Here is a 16,929-nt window from a genome sequence, read left to right as displayed (position 1 = left end):
AGGAATTTAAAGATCATGCAAAACGCCCCTATGACTGCTCTGTTGCCCGACGCACTGGTGATGCTCGCCGTTGTCGTTGCGTGGCTCAACGACACGTTCGTCGGCCAGGCCGGTCGCCGTACCACGTATTTCATCGCGTTCTTCTCGACGCTGATTGCCGGCATCTGGTTCGCGGTGAACGCGTTCGATCCGCAGGTGCATTACTTCTTCGGTCACATGTATGTGGTGGATTCGTTCGCCAGTGTGATGAAGGCGGTGGTGACGCTGGGCTACGCGGTGTCGATCGTTTATTCGCGCCGCTACCTCGAAGATCGCGGATTGTTCCGCGGCGAATTCTTCCTGTTGGGCATGTTCTCCTTGCTCGGCCAGCTGGTGATGATCTCCGGCAACAACTTCCTGACGCTGTACCTCGGTCTGGAACTGATGTCGCTGTCGCTGTACGGTGCGATCGCACTGCGTCGTGACGCGGCACCTTCGAACGAAGCTGCGATGAAGTACTACGTGCTCGGCGCGCTGGCTTCCGGTTTCCTGCTGTACGGCATTTCGATGCTATACGGCGCGACCGGTTCGCTCGACCTGAACGAAGTGTTCAAGGCGATCGGCACGAGCCACTACGATCCGAGCGTACTGCTGTTCGGCGTGATCTTCATCGTGGCGGGCGTGGCGTTCAAGATGGGTGCGGTGCCGTTCCACATGTGGGTGCCCGATGTGTATCAGGGTGCGCCGACGGCAATGACGCTGATGGTTGGCGGTGGTCCGAAAGTGGCGGCATTCGCGTGGGGCCTGCGCTTCCTCGTGATGGGTTTGCTGCCGCTGGCGGTCGAATGGCAGGAAATGCTTGTTATCCTCGCTGCGCTGTCGCTGATCGTCGGCAACATCACCGGTATCGTGCAACGCAACGTCAAGCGGATGCTTGCGTATTCGGCAATTTCGAACATGGGCTTCGTGTTGCTCGGCCTGCTGGCTGGCGTCGTGGATCACAAGACCACGGGTGCAGCCAACGCGTACGGCTCGGCGATGTACTACAGCATCGTCTATCTGATTACGACGATGGGCACCTTCGGCATCATCATGCTGCTGGCACGCCGCGATTTTGAAGCGGACACGCTCGAAGACTTCAAGGGCCTGAATCAACGTAGCCCGGTGTTCGCTTTCGTCATGATGGTGATGATGTTCTCGCTCGCCGGCATTCCGCCTGCGGTCGGTTTCTACGCCAAGCTTGCGGTGTTGCAGGCAACCATGAATGCCGGATTGACATGGTTGACCGTGTTGGCCGTGATCACGTCGCTGTTCGGCGCGTTCTACTACCTGCGTATCGTCAAGCTGATGTACTTCGACGAACCGCAAGATAAGTCGCCGATCCTCGCCGACACGAGCACGCGTGCGTTGCTGGCACTCAATGGTGTTGCCGTGCTGGTGCTTGGTATCGTGCCGGATCCGCTATTGAAGGCCTGTCTGCAGGCTATCCAGCACACGCTGCTGCTCTGATGTCGGCTGCGGGTTGGTTTATCGTGTTGTTGGCGCTGGTCGGCGCCAACCTGCCGTTCCTGAATCAGCGCCTCTTCGCCGCCGTGCCGTTGAAAGCGGTGAAGAAGAGCGCCTGGATCCGGATTGCCGAATTGATCGTGCTGTACTTTGTGGTCGGCGCGCTCGGTTTTCTGCTGGAAGCACGCGCGGGTAACCGTTTCGAACAGGGGTGGCAGTTCTACGCGATCACGTTCGCATTGTTCGTCGTGTTCGCATTCCCCGGTTTTACCTTCCAGTATCTCGTCAAACGCCGCTGACGGCGTCTCGCCGTCGCGCACCAAGCTGTTCTGAGGTCGCATATGGCTGAACTTCCCGATCACGACGCCGCGCTCACCGAGACCTGTATCGAGAGCAAAACGATCCATCAAGGGCCGTTCCTCACGCTCAAGTGCGATACCGTCCGCTTGCCGGACGGTAAGCAGGCTACTCGCGAGTATGTTCAGCACCCGGGCGCCGTGATGGTGATCCCGCTATTCGACGACGGCCGTGTGTTGCTGGAAAGTCAGTACCGTTATCCGATGGGCAAGGTGATGGTCGAATATCCGGCGGGCAAGCTCGATCCGAACGAAGGCGCGCTGGCTTGCGCGAAACGTGAGTTGCGGGAAGAGACCGGCTATACCGCGCGCGAGTATGTTTATCTGACGCGAATTCATCCCATCATTTCCTACTCGACCGAATTCATCGATATTTACCTGGCGCGCGGGTTGACTGCCGGCGAGCGCAAACTCGACGACGGGGAATTCCTCGAACTATTCACGGCGACTGTGGCCGATGTGTCGGAGTGGGTGCGCACCGGCAAGATCACCGATGTGAAAACCGTCATTGGCACGTTCTGGCTGGAGAAGGTGTTGTCGGGTACCTGGCCAATGGCCGAAGCGCAATAGCGCGCACTGTTCAGAACGCAGAACGGGCGCGAGTCGCGCGCCGGCTGGAAATTCCGCAAAAAGCCCCTGTTGGTCCATGGCCGCCAGGGGCTTTGCCATTGCGGGCACGATATCGACTCAACGCGTTTCGCAGTGTCTGAAAAATGGGTTTTCCTCCTATGCCATCTGACAGGCTCGCCCCCTGTCCGTTGCCGCTCTAGTATCGATGTCTGGCAACGGAGTTTGTTATCGCACTTATTTTGGATAACGAAGGATATGAGATGGTTTCGACTGCCATCGCATAGGCGAGGTTGTCACTTGACAACCTCGTGCGCACGTATTAAATTGGAGGGTATAGATGGTTCGTGGAATCCATTCCAAGAAAGAGGTCGAGGGCGCGTTGGCTTACGCGGAAAGAAACGGCTGGCGTGTGCAGGGCGGCGGTAAAGGTCACGCGTGGGGAAAGATGTACTGCCCTTACAACGACGCGGAGTGTCGCTGCGGAGAGTTCTGCATTTCGAGTGTGTGGAGTACGCCGAAGAACCCCGGCAATCACGCAAGGCACCTTAGGCGCATCGTCGACAACTGCACGGCGCGTCGGCAGTAAATGTGTTCGAAGGGCAAAAACCCGAAGCTGAATGAAGGCAGGAGTAGTTTATGGAATATGTGTTCACCTTGAAGTACCGGCTCGCCGCTGAAGATTGCGATCTTGACGAGCTCGTCGAGCGGCTGGGTGAAGCGGGATGCGACGACGCTACGATCGGCGTAGGGCAGCCTGGGCGCATTGCGCTGGTTTTTACACGCGAGGGCGCGTCAGCGTTCGAGGCGCTTGTCAGCGCACTCAAAGATATCAAACAGGTCGTGCCGTCCGCACGACTTGTCGAAGCGGGGCCGGATTTCGTCGGCCTTACGGATGTCGCTGAGGTCGCGGGCGTATCACGGCAAAACATGCGTAAGCTGATGCTGAGCCATGCCATTGATTTTCCACCGCCGGTTCACGAGGGCAGCGCGTCGGTATGGCATCTGTCGGACATCCTTGGTTGGCTGACCGCGCGTGGCGGGTATGACATCAAGGCGGACGTTTTCGATGTCGCGAAATCGGCCAAGCAGGTCAACCTCGCCAAAGAGGCGCTCGAACTCGAGCCGCGGCTTAACCGCCGGCTCGAATCCCTTGTGGCTTAAAAGGTGCGCGGCGGCAAGCGCGCCAACCCATGAGCGCCATACGTTCAGCGCGCTCTTTCATCTACTGGTTTTCGATCTGCCGTTCGCCGCTTAAGCCACCTTCGGCAGCCGGTTGCGCAAAGCGTTAAAATCGCGCACCGCGTTTAATTTGTCGGCGACGTCTGGCGTCAACGTGCCGTCCGTAAAAATTTACGAACGATCGTTCACAAATTTCCATTTTGCGCTAAACTGGCACGCAAGCCCTGATTCCACATGAAGGTCCTCGATTTACAGTGTCCGCATGGCCATCGGTTCGAAGGCTGGTTCGCTTCGGCGGATGATTTCGAGTCGCAGCAGTCCCGCAAGCTCATCGAATGTCCGATCTGCGGCGCGAACGAAGTGAGCCGTTTGCCGTCGGCGCCCCGGCTGAATCTGTCGGGCGCGACTGATACGAAAGTCCCTGCGGGCGCGGCGGAGATGCAGGCGCGTGTGATGCGCGCATTGCGCGAGGTACTGGAAAAGACTGAGAACGTGGGCGACCGCTTCGCTGAGGAAGCACGGCGCATTCACTACAACGAAGCGCCTGCACGCAATATTCGCGGTGTCACGACGCCCGAAGACGCAAAAGCCTTGGTCGAAGAAGGCATCGAAGTGATGCCGCTGCCGGTCCCGGCTGCCTTGAAGGAACCGCTGCAATAGCGCAGTGGCTCACTGGCGGCGGGCGGTCGCGGCCAGGAGACACTACGCATGAATCTGGACTATTCCCCCGCTGACGACGCGTTCCGCGCCGATATCCGTGCCTGGCTCGAAGCGAATTTGCCTCGCGAGCTCAGCGACAAGGTACTCAACCACAAGCGTCTGAACCGCGAAGACTTCGCTGGCTGGCACAAGCTGCTCGGCACGCGCGGCTGGTCGGTCGTCGCATGGCCAAAGGAATACGGCGGCCCAGGCTGGGACGCGACCCAACGGCATATCTGGGACGAAGAGTGCGCGCGTATCGGTGCGCCGTCCGTGCTGCCGTTCGGGGTTTCGATGGTGGCGCCCGTGCTGATGAAGTACGGCAATGAGGCGCAGAAACGCCACTATCTGCCGCGCATTCTCGACGGTACGGACTGGTGGTGTCAGGGCTACTCCGAACCGGGCTCCGGTTCCGACCTGGCTTCGCTGCGCACGCGTGCCGAGCGCGTTGGCGACCACTATGTGGTCAACGGTCAGAAAACCTGGACCACGCTGGGCCAGTACGCGGACATGATGTTCTGCCTCGTGCGTACCGACAGCGGCGCGAAAAAGCAGGAGGGCATCTCGTTCCTGCTGATCGATATGAAAACGCCCGGTATTACCGTGCGCCCAATCATCACACTCGACGAAGACCACGAAGTCAACGAAGTCTTCTTTGAAGACGTGAAGGTGCCAGTCGAGAATCTGGTCGGCGAGGAGAATCGTGGCTGGACTTACGCGAAGTATCTGCTCGGGCACGAGCGCACGGGTATTGCTCGCGTCGGTCAATCGAAGCGCGAACTCGTATTTCTGAAGCGCCTTGCGCTCGATCAGAAGAAGAACGGCAAACCGTTGCTGCAGGATCCTGTGTTTGCCGCCAAAGTCGCGAGTCTCGAGATCGAACTGATGGCGCTCGAAGTCACCGTGCAGCGCGTGGTGGCCAATGAAACGGGCGGACGTGGACCAGGACCCGAGGCGTCCATGCTCAAGATCAAGGGCACGGAAGTGCAGCAAGCACTGACTGAACTGATGTTCGAGGCAATTGGGCCGCTCGCCGCACCTTTCGATGTGCCATTCCTCGAAGGCGAACGCAAACATAGCCTCGCCGGTGACGATGACGCCGCGCCGTTGGCCGCGTACTACTTCAACTTCCGCAAGACGTCGATCTACGGCGGCTCGAACGAAATTCAAAAGAACATCATCGCGCAGATGATTCTGGGACTTTGAGGAGCGGCGCATGGACTTCACTTTCAACGACGAACAACAGCAATTTGCTGACGCGCTGCGCCGCTATCTGGACAAGAGCTACGGGTTCGAAGCGCGCCAGGCGATCGTGCACTCGGAAGCCGGCGTGTCGGATGTGCACTGGGCAGCCTTTACCGAACTCGGCCTGACAGCTTTGCCGGTGCCGGAGGCTCAGGGTGGCTTCAACGGCAGCCCAATCGATATGCTGGTCGTCATGCAGGAGCTCGGGCGTGCTTTAGTCATCGAGCCGTATTGGGCGACCGCGGTCGGCATCGAGGCGCTACGGCTAGCTGGCACGCAGCAGGGCGACGACGCATCGCTGCTCGAACGCGCGGCTCAGGGCGAGATCAAGCTGGCAGTGGCATTTCACGAGCCGCACGCGCGCTACGACCTGTTCGAGGTCGAAACGGTTGCGAACGGGCAGCTCGATCGGCAGACGTTGATCGGCACGAAGTCGGTTGTGTTGCACGGCGCGCAAGCGGATTACTGGATCGTGCCGGCGAGGCTGAATGGCGAGATCGCGCTCTTTGTCGTCGCCCGCGATGCGGCCGGCGTTGCAGTGACCGACTACCGCACAATCGACGGCCAGCGCGCCGCGACACTCGAGTTCAACGGCACGCCCGCTCGCCAACTCGCCGGCAAACACGCTGGTGCCGCGGCCCTGGAACACATCGCGGACTACGGCACGGTCTTGCTGTGTGCGGAAGCGGTCGGCGCGCTCGACGCGTTGAACCATGCAACGGTCGAATACACCAGGACGCGCCAGCAGTTCGGCCAGCCGATCGCACGGTTTCAGGCATTGCAGCATCGCATGGTCGAGATGCTGATTCACGCCGAGCAGGCGCGTTCGGTCACTTATCTCGCGGCCATGCGTTACACGAGCGCAGACGCCGACGAACGTCGTCGCGCGGTCTCTGCCGCGAAGGCGCGGGTTGGCCAGGCCGCGCGTTTCGTCGGTCAGCAGGCGGTCCAGTTGCACGGCGGCATGGGCGTCACGAACGAAGTCGCGGCGGCGCATCTGTTCAAGCGTCTTGCTATCATCGAAACCACGTTGGGCGATGTGGATCACCATCTCGCGCGGTTCGCCGCGCTGCCCGGCTTTGTCATCGCCGAAGCATGATCAGCCGCTCGAATCGGACGAAAGAGGTGTGACGATGGGTCTGAGTTATGAAGACATGGTAGTCGGCACAACTACCGAAATCGGCAAGCATACTTTCACGCGCGAAGAGATCGTCGAGTTCGCAGAGAAGTTCGATCCGCAGCCGTTTCACCTGGACGAGGCTGCAGCCGCGGCGTCGCCGTTTCGCGGACTGGTCGCAAGCGGCTGGCACACCTGTTCAGTGATGATGGGCATGCTGGTGCGCAACGCGATCTCGGGTTCCACGTCGATGGGCTCGCCCGGCATCGATGAAATTCGCTGGTTAAAGCCGGTGCGCGTCGGCGACACGATCACGATGATGAACGCCGTACTCGACAAGCGCGTCTCGGAGAGTAAGCCGGATCGCGGCATCGTTTCGACGCAGTGGGAAGGCATCAACCAGCACGGCGAAACGGTGATCACCGTACGCTCCAAGGCTTTGTTCGGACTGCGCAATCCGGGAGCCGCGTCGTGACGGGCAGCGCGGTGCCCGCCGCCACGTTTGGCGATGCGGCCGCGTTGCGCGCGCTGATTGGTGCCGAACCGCTCGTTAGCGACTGGCTGACGGTCGATCAGGCGAGCGTCGATCGTTTCGCTGAGGCCACTGGCGATCATCAATGGATTCACGTCGACCCCGAGCGGGCGCGGCGTGAGTCGCCGTTCGGCGGTCCGGTGGCGCATGGGTTCATGACGTTGTCGCTGATTCCCGCGCTGCTCGGCAAGACGGTGGCACTCGAGCAGCGCATGGGCGTCAATTACGGCTTGAATCGCGTGCGGTTCACGTCGCCGGTGCTGGTCGGTTCGCAACTGCGTGCACGGTTTGCGGTTGAATCCGTCACTGACGTCGACAACGCCGGTGTACAGGTCGAGTGGAATGTCACGCTGGAGCGGCAGGGTAGTGAGCGACCGGTGTGTGTCGCGGCGTTCATCACGCGACACTATTTTTAGCGTTCGTGACCGAACCGCCCGGTTGATAAAAAAACGCGAGTGGCAGTGATACCATCTCGCGTTTTTTTATGCCGACGCACGTATGGATACCAGTGACGGCGCGGTCATTGACAACGCGAACGAGCGCCGATGCCACGGCGCGACGGTACGACTACCGCTTCGCGTACTGCGTCGCGCCGAATAATATTTCCTTAGCCTTATCGTCCATCGTCGGCTTGCGGGCCGACGCCAGCACGTCGACACCGCGTACCACCGCCGGGCGTGCGGCAATTTCTTCATGCCAGCGCTTCACATTCGGAAGCGCATCGAGTTCGACACCCTGGTTTTGCCACGAGCGAGTCCACGGAAATGCGGCGATATCCGCGATCGTGTAATCGTTGCCAGCCAGATACTGCGTCTTGCCGAGCTGTGTATCCATTACGCCATAGAGGCGTCGCGTTTCGTTCGTGTAGCGATTGATCGCGTATTCGACCGGCTCCGGCGCGTAGATGCGGAAGTGATGCGTTTGCCCGAGCATGGGACCTAATCCGCCCATCTGGAACATCAGCCATTGAAGTGTTGCATAGCGTGCGGCCGGATCGGTCGGCAGGAACTTGCCGGTTTTTTCGGCGAGATAAATCAGAATCGCGCCCGATTCGAATAGCGCGAACGGCTTGCCGTCGGCGCCCTTGGGACCATCGGAATCGACGATCGCCGGAATCTTGTTGTTCGGGCTAATAGTGAGGAACTCGGGTGTGAACTGGTCGCCCGCGCCGATATTCACGGCATGTGCGGTGTATGCGAGGCCCGTTTCCTCGAGCATGATGTGAACTTTGTGGCCGTTCGGGGTTGCCCAGCTATAGACGTCGATCATCCTGGCTCCTTCGTTTCGTGGAAGCGGCGCCACAAAGGGCGCCGCAGTTGGCGAAAATTAGAGCACAGATCGGACAATGTTGCTGGCCGTGAACTCGCGTGATCCGCGCGGCGCCGCGGTCCATGTCACTTCGCCTGCGTGCGCCGCGACCCTATGCGTGGCGTTGTCACCCTCCGCCCGATCGGTCGTAAGCCAGCGCTGCGTGTCTCTTCGTAGTCTCGATTTCGCGCCGCCGGCTACCGCCTCGACCCCGACCTCAAACCCGCGTAATCGGCGTCTCCACGCGAGCCGCGGTACTCGCCTCCATATAGCGCGCCAATTCGAGCTTTGCGATGGCGTTGCGATGCACTTCGTCGGGGCCATCGGCGAAGCGTAAGGTCCGTGCGGATGCATACGCATACGCCAGCGGAAAATCGTCGCTGACGCCGCCGCCGCCGTGCGCCTGGATCGCCCAGTCGATCACCTGACACGCCATATTCGGCGCGACCACCTTGATCATTGCAATCTCGCCGCGCGCGCCCTTGTTGCCGACGGTGTCCATCATGTATGCGGTCTTCAACGTCAACAGACGCGCTTGCTCGATCATGCAGCGTGCTTCGGCGAGACGCTCCTGCGTGACGCCTTGCGCTGCAACCGGCTTGCCGAACGCCACCCGTTGCAGCGAGCGCTTCGCCATCAATTCAATGGCGCGCTCGGCGAGGCCGATCAACCGCATGCAATGGTGGATGCGTCCCGGTCCGAGGCGGCCTTGGGCGATTTCGAAACCGCGGCCTTCGCCGAGCAGCATGTTGGTGGCCGGCACGCGCACGTTTTCGAGCGTGATTTCCATGTGGCCGTGCGGCGCGTCGTCGTAGCCAAATACGGTGAGAGGGCGGTGCACGGTGATACCGGTCGCATCGGCGGGGATCAGAATCATCGACTGCTGCGCATGGCGCGGCGCCTCAGGGTCGGTCTTGCCCATCACGATGTAGACCTTGCAGCGCGGATCGCCCGCACCGGACGACCACCACTTGTGGCCGTTGATCACGTAGTAGTCGCCGTCGCGCACGATGCTCGTCTGAATATTGGTCGCGTCCGACGACGCCACGTCCGGCTCGGTCATCAGAAACGCCGAACGGATCTGCCCTTGCAGCAGCGGTTCGAGCCATTCGCGCTTGTTGTCGTCGCTGCCGTAACGCTCGATCGTTTCCATGTTGCCGGTGTCGGGCGCGTTGCAGTTGAACACTTCCGGCGCCCAAGGCACACGGCCCATGATTTCGCACAGCGGCGCATATTCAAGATTCGTCAGACCGGCGCCGCGTACCGATTCAGGCAGGAACAGGTTCCACAAGCCGGCGTCGCGCGCCCTCTGTTTCAGTTGCTCGATCAGTTCAGTCGGCAGCCATGCGTTGCCGTTCTGGCGATTGCGCGCGATCTCGGCGTAGAACGCCTGTTCGTTCGGATAGATGTGCTCGTCGAAGAAGGCGAGCAGTTTCTCGCGCAGCGCCTGAACCTTCGGGGTGTAATCGAAATTCATGTATGACCTCGCGGATGACGAATGACGTTTGTTCGGGAGCGCAGATCGGTGCGCCGATTCGATTCAGTTAACGCACCTTCTGCGCATAGCGCCAGGCGAGTTCGGCCATCGGCTTTGCACGACGGCCGGCATCGAGCGCCTGAGCGCTGGCCGCGGTGCCGTCAACCACACGTTTCATGATCCCTTGCAGGATCGCGGCGATGCGGAACATGTTGTACGCCAGATAGAAATTCCAGTCGCCGTGGATCTCGAAGCCGGTGCGCTTGCAATAGCGCTCGACGTATTGCGCTTCGTCGGGAATGCCAAGGGCTGCCCAATCGAGACCCGCAATGCCGCGGAATTGCGCCGGATCGACGTGCCATGCCATGCAGTGATAGGCGAAGTCGGCGAGCGGGTCGCCGAGCGTCGACAGTTCCCAGTCGAGCACGGCGAGTACCCGTGGCTCGGTGGCATGGAAGATCAGATTGTCGAGCCGGTAGTCGCCATGCACGACCGAGGCGCGCTCGCTCGTTTCGGCCGGCATATGTTGCGGAAGCCATTCGATCAGGCGCTGCATCGAGTCGATCGGTTCGGTTTCGGATGCAAGGTACTGTTTGCTCCAGCGGCCGATCTGGCGCGCGAAGTAGTTGCCCGGTTTGCCGTAGTCCGCAAGGCCGATTGCTGCGACGTCGACGCTATGCAACGCGGCAATCACGCGATTCATTTCATCGTAAATCGCCGCGCGCTCCGCAGGCGTCATGCCGGGCAAAGACTGGTCCCACAGCACGCGGCCCTCGATAAACTCCATTACGTAGAACGCCCGGCCAATCACGCTTTCGTCCTCGCACAAGGCGAGCATGTTCGCGACCGGCACGCCGGTGCCGGCAAGCGCATGCATCACCCGGTATTCCCGTTCGACGGCGTGCGCTGAGGGCAGCAACTTCGCGGCCGGCCCGGGCTTGGCGCGCATCACATACGCACGCGACGGCGTGACGAGTTTGAAGGTGGGATTGGACTGGCCGCCTGCGAATTGTTCCAGCGTGAGCGGTCCGGCGAATCCGTCGACATGCTGGCTTAGCCACGCGGCGAGCGCGTCGCTGTCGAAGCGTTGCCGCTCGTTGACCGGACGCGTGCCCTCGAAGGCGGAGTAATCCGGTTTGCGTTCTGGTTCGCCGGTCTGTGTGGCTTGCACCATATGTCTCCTCCAGTTCGGTTCAGCTACGCTTGTATTGAATGAATTGTGCGTAGAGCATTTCCATCGTGGTATTGCGAACGTCGCGATGCAGCGGCGACGGCGGTGAATAGTTGATCGCGCGCAGCACCCAGTCGCGCGGCGCGGTGCCGACGTCGAGCGCATTGATGCAACCGGTGGCCTGCGCCAGATGGCCGAAGAACGTGCGGCCGCCGGCGGTGAGCGCATGCGACAGAATCGCGCGATTCACCCCGCCGTGCAGCACCAGCAGCACGGTGTCCCACGACGTGTCCGCGCGCAACGCCGCCACCGCGGGCAACACGCGGTCGAACAACGCGCCGATGGTCTCGCCGTCGAGAAAGCGCGTGCTTTCCGGCACGATGCCGTCGAACACGCCGAGAAATGCCGCTTCGATATCCTGGAGCGGAATATTGCCAAGCTTACCGCCGCGGATTTCCTGCCATGCAGGCTCGATGTCGAGCTCGACTTGCTGGCCGGTCTCGGCCAATACGCGCTGCGCGGTTTCGACCGTGCGCGGCAAACCGCTCACGATCACCCGATCGAACCGGACTTGCTGCCCGGCGAACACGCGGCCTGCCGCGCTTGCCTGCTCGCGGCCGTTCGCGTTCAACGGTACGGTGTCAGGATCGATCGCGCGGCCGCTGTCGTCGAAGTAGGTCACGTCGCCGTGACGCATCAGGAAGATACGGCGGCGCTTGGGGAGCTGATAGTCAGGCATTGTCCCTCGTTCACTTATGTTCACTTGTAGACCGGCGCGCGTTTTTCGAGGAACGCGGAAATTCCTTCGAGTCCTTCGCGATGGTGCAGGGATGCGACGAAGCTGTCGCGCTCGGCAACCAGATGTTCGGCGAGCGGCTGGGCGCCGGCCGCGCTGATGAGTCCCTTGATGCGCGCGACCGAATTCGGCGAAATCTTGCCCAGCTCGTCAGCCCAGGCGACAGCGGTGTCGCGCACTGTGCCGGTCTTCGCCAGTTTGTTGACGACCCCGAGTTCGTGCAGACGCGTGGCACCGATCGGTTTGCCTTCGATCAGCACCTCGGTTGCCAACTGGCGTGGCAAGGCCTGTGCGAGAAACCACGAGCCGCCGCCATCGGGCGTGAGACCGACGCGCGCATACGACATCACGAACCTGGCGTCTTCCGCAGCGACGATCAGATCGCACGCGAGCGCCAACGAAAATCCCGCGCCGGCCGAGGCGCCGTCAACGGCGGCGATGACCGGTTTTGACGACAGACGCAGCGCCGAAATCCACTCGCCCAGCAGATCGATGCTCTCGGCTTGCACCGATGGATCTTTCGCACGGTTTTCCAGCAGACGGTTCAGATTGCCGCCGGCACAAAAGAAGTTGTCCGCGCCGGTAATCACGACCGCGCGGATCGACGGATCGCGCTCCACCGAATCGAGCGCTTCGATGCCTGCGGCATACATGTCCGGATGCAGCGCATTGCGTGCGCCGGGGTTCGACAGCGTGAGGACCAGTGTCGATTCGCTTTCAGTCGGGCGTGAGGTCAGCAGTTCGGCGCTCATTGTTGGGTCTCCGTTTGAGTGTCGGCAGCGTCGCGTTGCGTGAGCGACAGGCCAAGTTGTGCACGCCGTGCAAGCCACGGTGACGGACGGTAGCGCGGATCGCCGAGCACGCTGAAGATATTGCGCAAGATCGTGAGGATCGTTGTCGCGCCGAGTGCATCGCCGAGTGCGAGCGGCCCGCGCGGGTAGCCGAGGCCGAGCACCACGGCGAGGTCGATATCGTCCGGTGTAGCGATCTGCTTTTGTGCGATGTCGCAGCCGATATTGACGATGGTCGCCATCACGCGTTGCGCGACGAAGCCGGTCGAGTCGCGAATCACGGTGACGGGAATGCCGTCGGCGGCAAACAGCGCGTGCGCGGTCTCGCGTGCGGCGCGGGTGGTGGCGGGTGTCGTCATCAGTGTGCGGCGCTGTGCCGCGAGCAGCGGGAACAGTGCGTCGATAGCGACGACGCGGGTTGCATCGAGTGCTTCGTCGACGGCAGCGGTGGTCGCGTCATGACCGAACGGTGTCACGACGATCAGCGAGTGCGCTGCGGGCGTGGTGCCTTCGTCGAGCTTTACGCCGGCCTTGGTGACGAGTTGCGCGACGGCTTCGTGCGCTTGCGGATAGCGCTTGCTGACCCACACGCTTTGCGGCGGTTCGGTCGGCGCGGGCGCCTCGGCGGGCACTTGCTGTTTGCCGTCTTCATAGCGGTAGAAGCCTTCGCCCGTCTTGCGGCCGATCAATCCGCCCGCGAGCCGCGTGCCCGTGATCGGCGAAGGCGTGAAGCGCGGCTCTTCGTAGAACTGGTGATAGATCGATTCCATCACGGGATGCGACACGTCGAGCGCGGTCAGATCGAGCAGTTCGAACGGGCCGAGACGAAAGCCTGCCTGCTCGCGCATGATACGGTCGATGTCGGCGAAGCTCGCCACGCCTTCGCCCGCCACGCGCAGGCCTTCTGTATTCATGCCGCGGCCGGCATGATTGACGATGAAGCCGGGCATGTCTTTCGCGCGCACCGGCGTGTGGCCCATGCGGCGCGCGAGATCCATCAGCGCGTCGCCGACGGCGGGATCGCTGCGCAGGCCGTCGATTACTTCGACAACCTTCATCAACGGAACCGGATTGAAGAAATGATAACCGGCTACGCGCGACGGATTCGTGCAGCCCGCCGCAATCGCGGTAATCGACAACGACGACGTGTTCGACGCCAGCACGCAGCGCCCGCTTACCACTGTTTCGAGTTCGCGAAAGAGGGCTTGCTTCACCTCGAGCTTCTCGACGATCGCCTCGACGACCAGATCGCAAGCAGCCAGATCGCCGATGACCTGCGCGCCGCTCACGTTCGCCAGCGCGGCGAGCGAGCGGGCCTGATCGAGCTTGCCTTTGGCGGTCAATTTGGCGAAAGTCTCGGCAAGGTAGTCACGCGCGGCGCCGATCGCGGCAGGATTCGTGTCGTACAGACGCACGGTAAGGCCCGCCAGTGCGGCAATCTGGGCGATGCCACGACCCATTGCACCGGTTCCGACAATGCCGATAGTCTCGATACTGAAATTGCGAGAGGTCATTGTGATGCTCGACTCCATGGTTATTTTAGAATAGCACGATCGTACAATTTACCGGATGATTGATCGAAGGCCGCCGCTTTTGAGTTCGACGAGCGGTCTCAAACAACCCGAAGGAAGGAGACACCCGATGATCAAGCTGTGCGGTTTCGCGCTCTCGAACTATTACAACAAGGTGAAGTTCGTGCTTCTCGAGCACGGCATTCCGTTCGAGGAAGTGTTCGTGCTGCCGAGCCAGGAAGAGACGATGCTCGAGCATTCTCCGCTCGGCAAGGTGCCCTATATCCAGACCGAGCACGGCGATCTGTGCGAATCGCAAAGCATCGTCGAATATCTGGCCGCGCGTTTTCCCGACAAGGCGATTTTCTCCCCCGACCCATGGGAGGCGGCCAAGGAACGCGAGTTGATCATGTTCGTGGACGTGCATCTCGAACTGACCGCACGCAATCTCTACAAGCAGGCGTTCTTCGGCGGTACCGTGACGGACGCGACCAAAGGGCGCATCGAGAAGCTGCTCACGCATCACATTGCCGGCTTCAAGCGGATCGCGAAGTTCGGGCCGTATTTGCGCGGCGAGCGTTTCAGTGTCGCCGATGCGGCGGGTTATGTGAGTTTGCCGCTGGTCGGCATGGCGACGCAGACTGTCTACGGCCGCGACTTCCTGCTCGACGCCGGTGTGGACTGGAAAAACTACGTGAAGGCGATCAACGCCCGGCCGGCCGCGCAGCGCGTGACCGAAGATCGCAAGGCGTATATCGCGGCCTCGCGTCCGGCCTGACGTATTGCGGCGGTGTGGCGACTGAAATGAATGCGGGCGCGCGACGCACGCATAGGCCGTTGCGCGCGATGGCGAGGAACGTGGGTTCGTTCGCAGCATCGCGCGGGACATCCTAAAGCCGCGCCAGCCGCTCGAGCGCGGTGGCGAGTGTGGCTTCCTGCTTGGCAAAGCAGAAACGCACCACGCCCGATTCATGGGCTTCGTGATAGAACGCCGAGACCGGAATTGCCGCGACACCGACCTCGCCGGTCAGCCATTGCGCGAAATCGGCTTCGGGAAGATCGCTGATCGCCGAATAGTCGACGCACTGAAAGTACGTGCCCGTGCAAGGCAGGAGCTTGAAGCGGGAATTCGCGAGACCGGCGCGGAAGAAGTCGCGTTTCTTCTGATAAAACGCGGGCAGATCCAGATACGGTGCCGGATCCTTCATGTATTCGGCGAGGCCGACCTGCATCGGCGTGTTGACCGTGAACACGTTGAACTGGTGCACCTTGCGGAATTCAGCAGTGAGCGCGGCAGGCGCGGCCACGTAGCCGACCTTCCAGCCGGTGACGTGATAAGTCTTGCCGAAGCTCGACACCACGAAACTGCGCTGTGCCAGTTCCGGATAGCGCGCAACGCTTTCGTGCGGCGCGCCGTCGTACACCATGTGTTCATAGACTTCGTCGGACAGAATCAGCACGTTGGTGCCGCGCACGATTTCCTCAAGCTTGCGCAGGTCTTCGCTGCGCCAGACTGTCCCGGTCGGATTGTGCGGTGTGTTGATCAGGAGTAGCCGCGTTTTCGGCGTGATCGCGGCGGCGAGCTTGTCGAACGGAATCTTGTAGTCGGGCGCTTCGAGCGTGACGAACACCGGCTTGCCGCCGGCCAGCTCGATCGACGGCAGGTAGCTGTCGTAGGTCGGCTCGACCACGATCACTTCGTCGCCCGGATGCACAGTGCAGAGAATCGCGGTCAGCAGCGCCTGGGTGGCGCCCGCCGTCACGGTGATCTCGCTGGTGGCGTCGTAGCGGCGGCCGTACAGGTTCGCAATCTTGTCCGAAATCGCCTGACGCAGTGGGGCGGCGCCGGCCATCGGCGGGTATTGATTGTGGCCGTCGCGCATGGCGTTCGCGACCGCGTCGACAATGCGCGGATCGCAGCCGAAGTCAGGAAAGCCCTGGCCGAGGTTCACCGCGCCTTTTTCGGCGGCGAGCGCACTCATCACGGTGAAGATCGTCGTGCCGACGTCCGGCAGGCGAGACGGAAACGAGGGACTCATGGGCGTGTCGTGCGGTGCATTCATGGCGCTGTCCGGAGCGTGGTCGAGTGAATTGGCGAAAGGCGTCGTTTGAAAAGGAAGAAGCCTGATTGTAGGGAAAACGCAGCGCTGCGTGCGCGCCGTCGGCGCAACGTTGGCCATCCGGCCAGGTGTCATGGAGTCATACGGCGGGCGCGGGTTCGTCTGCCGCGCTCATACAGGCGCTGACGAACGGCGCCGGTTGTGCAATCTGAAAACCGAAGTCGCGCGCAATCCGCTTGGCAAGTTTCAACACCGCGCGGTCTTTTGACACCAGCCAGTGGGCCTGCGCGGCATGCGCGAGTTCGAGGAATTTCTGGTCGTCGCGGTCTTTGCATTTGGGCAGCGGCCTCGCATCTTCCGCGGGTGCAGCGGGGTCGATCAACTGCGCGAGCCGTGCGACGGCGGCAAGCGCGGCCGCCTTGTCGACGTTCCGATGCACGAATTGCGGATAGTCGAGCACGTAGGCCAGCTCGGCGAGGCAGCGCGCGTCGATCAGCGCGGCCAGCGCGCCACTTTCGAGCGCGGCGCGGATCGGCCGCGTGTGCGGATCGTCGAACACGAGGATATCGATCCAGACATTGGAGTCGAGGACGACGCGCAAAGCGCCGTGTGAGGCATGGGGACCGGGCATT

19 protein-coding genes are annotated in these 16,929 nt (G+C 61.5%); 11 read left to right on the top strand and 8 right to left on the bottom strand.

The window, feature by feature from the left end:
* Window positions 1-15 precede the first annotated feature (15 nt).
* The 10 genes from nuoN to P0D84_RS14205 all read left to right on the top strand — a co-directional run bounded on the left by nuoN (window position 16) and on the right by P0D84_RS14205 (window position 7,599).
* A complete protein-coding gene (gene nuoN, locus P0D84_RS14250; RefSeq protein WP_093639649.1) occupies window positions 16-1,488 on the top strand; it encodes an NADH-quinone oxidoreductase subunit NuoN in 1,473 nt (490 codons plus the stop codon).
* Window positions 1,488-1,784, top strand: coding sequence for a DUF2818 family protein (locus P0D84_RS14245; protein WP_054034952.1), 297 nt, complete (start codon window positions 1,488-1,490; stop codon window positions 1,782-1,784). The genes nuoN and P0D84_RS14245 overlap by 1 nt, the downstream gene beginning before the upstream one ends.
* 42 nt (window positions 1,785-1,826) lie before the next feature.
* Entirely contained in the window at window positions 1,827-2,411 is a 585-nt protein-coding gene (locus P0D84_RS14240) for an NUDIX domain-containing protein (RefSeq protein WP_408337332.1), read from the top strand.
* Window positions 2,412-2,748: 337 nt separating this feature from the next.
* Window positions 2,749-2,997 (top strand): hypothetical protein, encoded by a 249-nt coding sequence (locus P0D84_RS14235; protein ID WP_408337330.1) that lies wholly within the window; start codon window positions 2,749-2,751, stop codon window positions 2,995-2,997.
* A 50-nt stretch (window positions 2,998-3,047) separates the two neighbouring features.
* The gene (locus P0D84_RS14230; protein WP_408337328.1) at window positions 3,048-3,572 is read left to right on the top strand and encodes a helix-turn-helix transcriptional regulator; all 525 of its coding nucleotides are present in this window, start codon (window positions 3,048-3,050) and stop codon (window positions 3,570-3,572) included.
* Window positions 3,573-3,824: 252 nt separating this feature from the next.
* Window positions 3,825-4,250 carry a DUF1178 family protein gene (locus P0D84_RS14225; RefSeq protein WP_408337326.1) on the top strand — a complete coding sequence of 142 codons (426 nt, stop codon included), beginning with the start codon at window positions 3,825-3,827 and terminating at the stop codon, window positions 4,248-4,250.
* A gap of 48 nt (window positions 4,251-4,298) precedes the next feature.
* Window positions 4,299-5,495 carry an acyl-CoA dehydrogenase family protein gene (locus P0D84_RS14220; protein ID WP_408337324.1) on the top strand — a complete coding sequence of 399 codons (1,197 nt, stop codon included), beginning with the start codon at window positions 4,299-4,301 and terminating at the stop codon, window positions 5,493-5,495.
* A 10-nt stretch (window positions 5,496-5,505) separates the two neighbouring features.
* On the top strand, window positions 5,506-6,633 hold the full coding sequence (locus P0D84_RS14215) for an acyl-CoA dehydrogenase family protein (RefSeq protein WP_408337322.1): 1,128 nt from the start codon (window positions 5,506-5,508) through the stop codon (window positions 6,631-6,633).
* Window positions 6,634-6,667: 34 nt separating this feature from the next.
* Window positions 6,668-7,126, top strand: coding sequence for a MaoC family dehydratase (locus P0D84_RS14210; RefSeq protein WP_408337320.1), 459 nt, complete (start codon window positions 6,668-6,670; stop codon window positions 7,124-7,126).
* The gene (locus P0D84_RS14205) at window positions 7,123-7,599 is read left to right on the top strand and encodes a MaoC family dehydratase (RefSeq protein WP_408337318.1); all 477 of its coding nucleotides are present in this window, start codon (window positions 7,123-7,125) and stop codon (window positions 7,597-7,599) included. Before P0D84_RS14210 ends, P0D84_RS14205 begins: the two co-directional genes overlap by 4 nt.
* Window positions 7,600-7,750: 151 nt before the next feature.
* Here P0D84_RS14205 and P0D84_RS14200 read toward each other — a convergent pair whose 3' ends face one another.
* The 6 genes from P0D84_RS14200 to P0D84_RS14175 all read right to left on the bottom strand — a co-directional run bounded on the left by P0D84_RS14200 (window position 7,751) and on the right by P0D84_RS14175 (window position 14,240).
* Complete coding sequence (locus P0D84_RS14200; protein WP_408337316.1) at window positions 7,751-8,452, bottom strand: glutathione binding-like protein; 702 nt, start codon at window positions 8,450-8,452, stop codon at window positions 7,751-7,753.
* Between the two features lie 256 nt (window positions 8,453-8,708).
* Window positions 8,709-9,968, bottom strand: a complete 1,260-nt coding sequence (locus P0D84_RS14195) for an acyl-CoA dehydrogenase family protein (protein WP_408337314.1) — start codon at window positions 9,966-9,968, stop codon at window positions 8,709-8,711.
* 67 nt (window positions 9,969-10,035) lie between these two features.
* Entirely contained in the window at window positions 10,036-11,142 is a 1,107-nt protein-coding gene (locus P0D84_RS14190; protein ID WP_408337312.1) for a phosphotransferase, read from the bottom strand.
* A 19-nt stretch (window positions 11,143-11,161) separates the two neighbouring features.
* Window positions 11,162-11,878: a histidine phosphatase family protein gene (locus tag P0D84_RS14185; RefSeq protein ID WP_408337310.1), complete on the bottom strand. Its 717-nt coding sequence runs from the start codon at window positions 11,876-11,878 to the stop codon at window positions 11,162-11,164.
* A 20-nt stretch (window positions 11,879-11,898) separates the two neighbouring features.
* On the bottom strand, window positions 11,899-12,687 hold the full coding sequence (locus P0D84_RS14180) for an oxepin-CoA hydrolase, alternative type (RefSeq protein ID WP_408337308.1): 789 nt from the start codon (window positions 12,685-12,687) through the stop codon (window positions 11,899-11,901).
* The gene (locus P0D84_RS14175) at window positions 12,684-14,240 is read right to left on the bottom strand and encodes a 3-hydroxyacyl-CoA dehydrogenase (RefSeq protein WP_408337306.1); all 1,557 of its coding nucleotides are present in this window, start codon (window positions 14,238-14,240) and stop codon (window positions 12,684-12,686) included. The genes P0D84_RS14180 and P0D84_RS14175 overlap by 4 nt, the downstream gene beginning before the upstream one ends.
* A 127-nt stretch (window positions 14,241-14,367) precedes the next feature.
* On the opposite strand from P0D84_RS14175, the gene P0D84_RS14170 reads away from it, so the two are divergent.
* Complete coding sequence (locus P0D84_RS14170) at window positions 14,368-15,015, top strand: glutathione S-transferase family protein (protein WP_408337304.1); 648 nt, start codon at window positions 14,368-14,370, stop codon at window positions 15,013-15,015.
* 112 nt (window positions 15,016-15,127) lie between these two features.
* On the opposite strand, the gene P0D84_RS14165 is transcribed toward P0D84_RS14170, so the two are convergent.
* Complete coding sequence (locus tag P0D84_RS14165) at window positions 15,128-16,300, bottom strand: pyridoxal phosphate-dependent aminotransferase (RefSeq protein ID WP_408337302.1); 1,173 nt, start codon at window positions 16,298-16,300, stop codon at window positions 15,128-15,130.
* 136 nt (window positions 16,301-16,436) lie between these two features.
* Window positions 16,437-16,928: a putative toxin-antitoxin system toxin component, PIN family gene (locus P0D84_RS14160; RefSeq protein ID WP_408337300.1), complete on the bottom strand. Its 492-nt coding sequence runs from the start codon at window positions 16,926-16,928 to the stop codon at window positions 16,437-16,439.
* Window position 16,929: the final 1 nt, after the last annotated feature.

Origin of the sequence: Paraburkholderia sp. RL17-337-BIB-A, from assembly GCF_046025895.1 — a bacterium.
GTDB classification, from domain to species: domain Bacteria; phylum Pseudomonadota; class Gammaproteobacteria; order Burkholderiales; family Burkholderiaceae; genus Paraburkholderia; species Paraburkholderia fungorum_C.
Note: the sequence above shows the minus strand (reverse complement) of the source record. Positions and strands in the feature narration are given on the sequence as shown.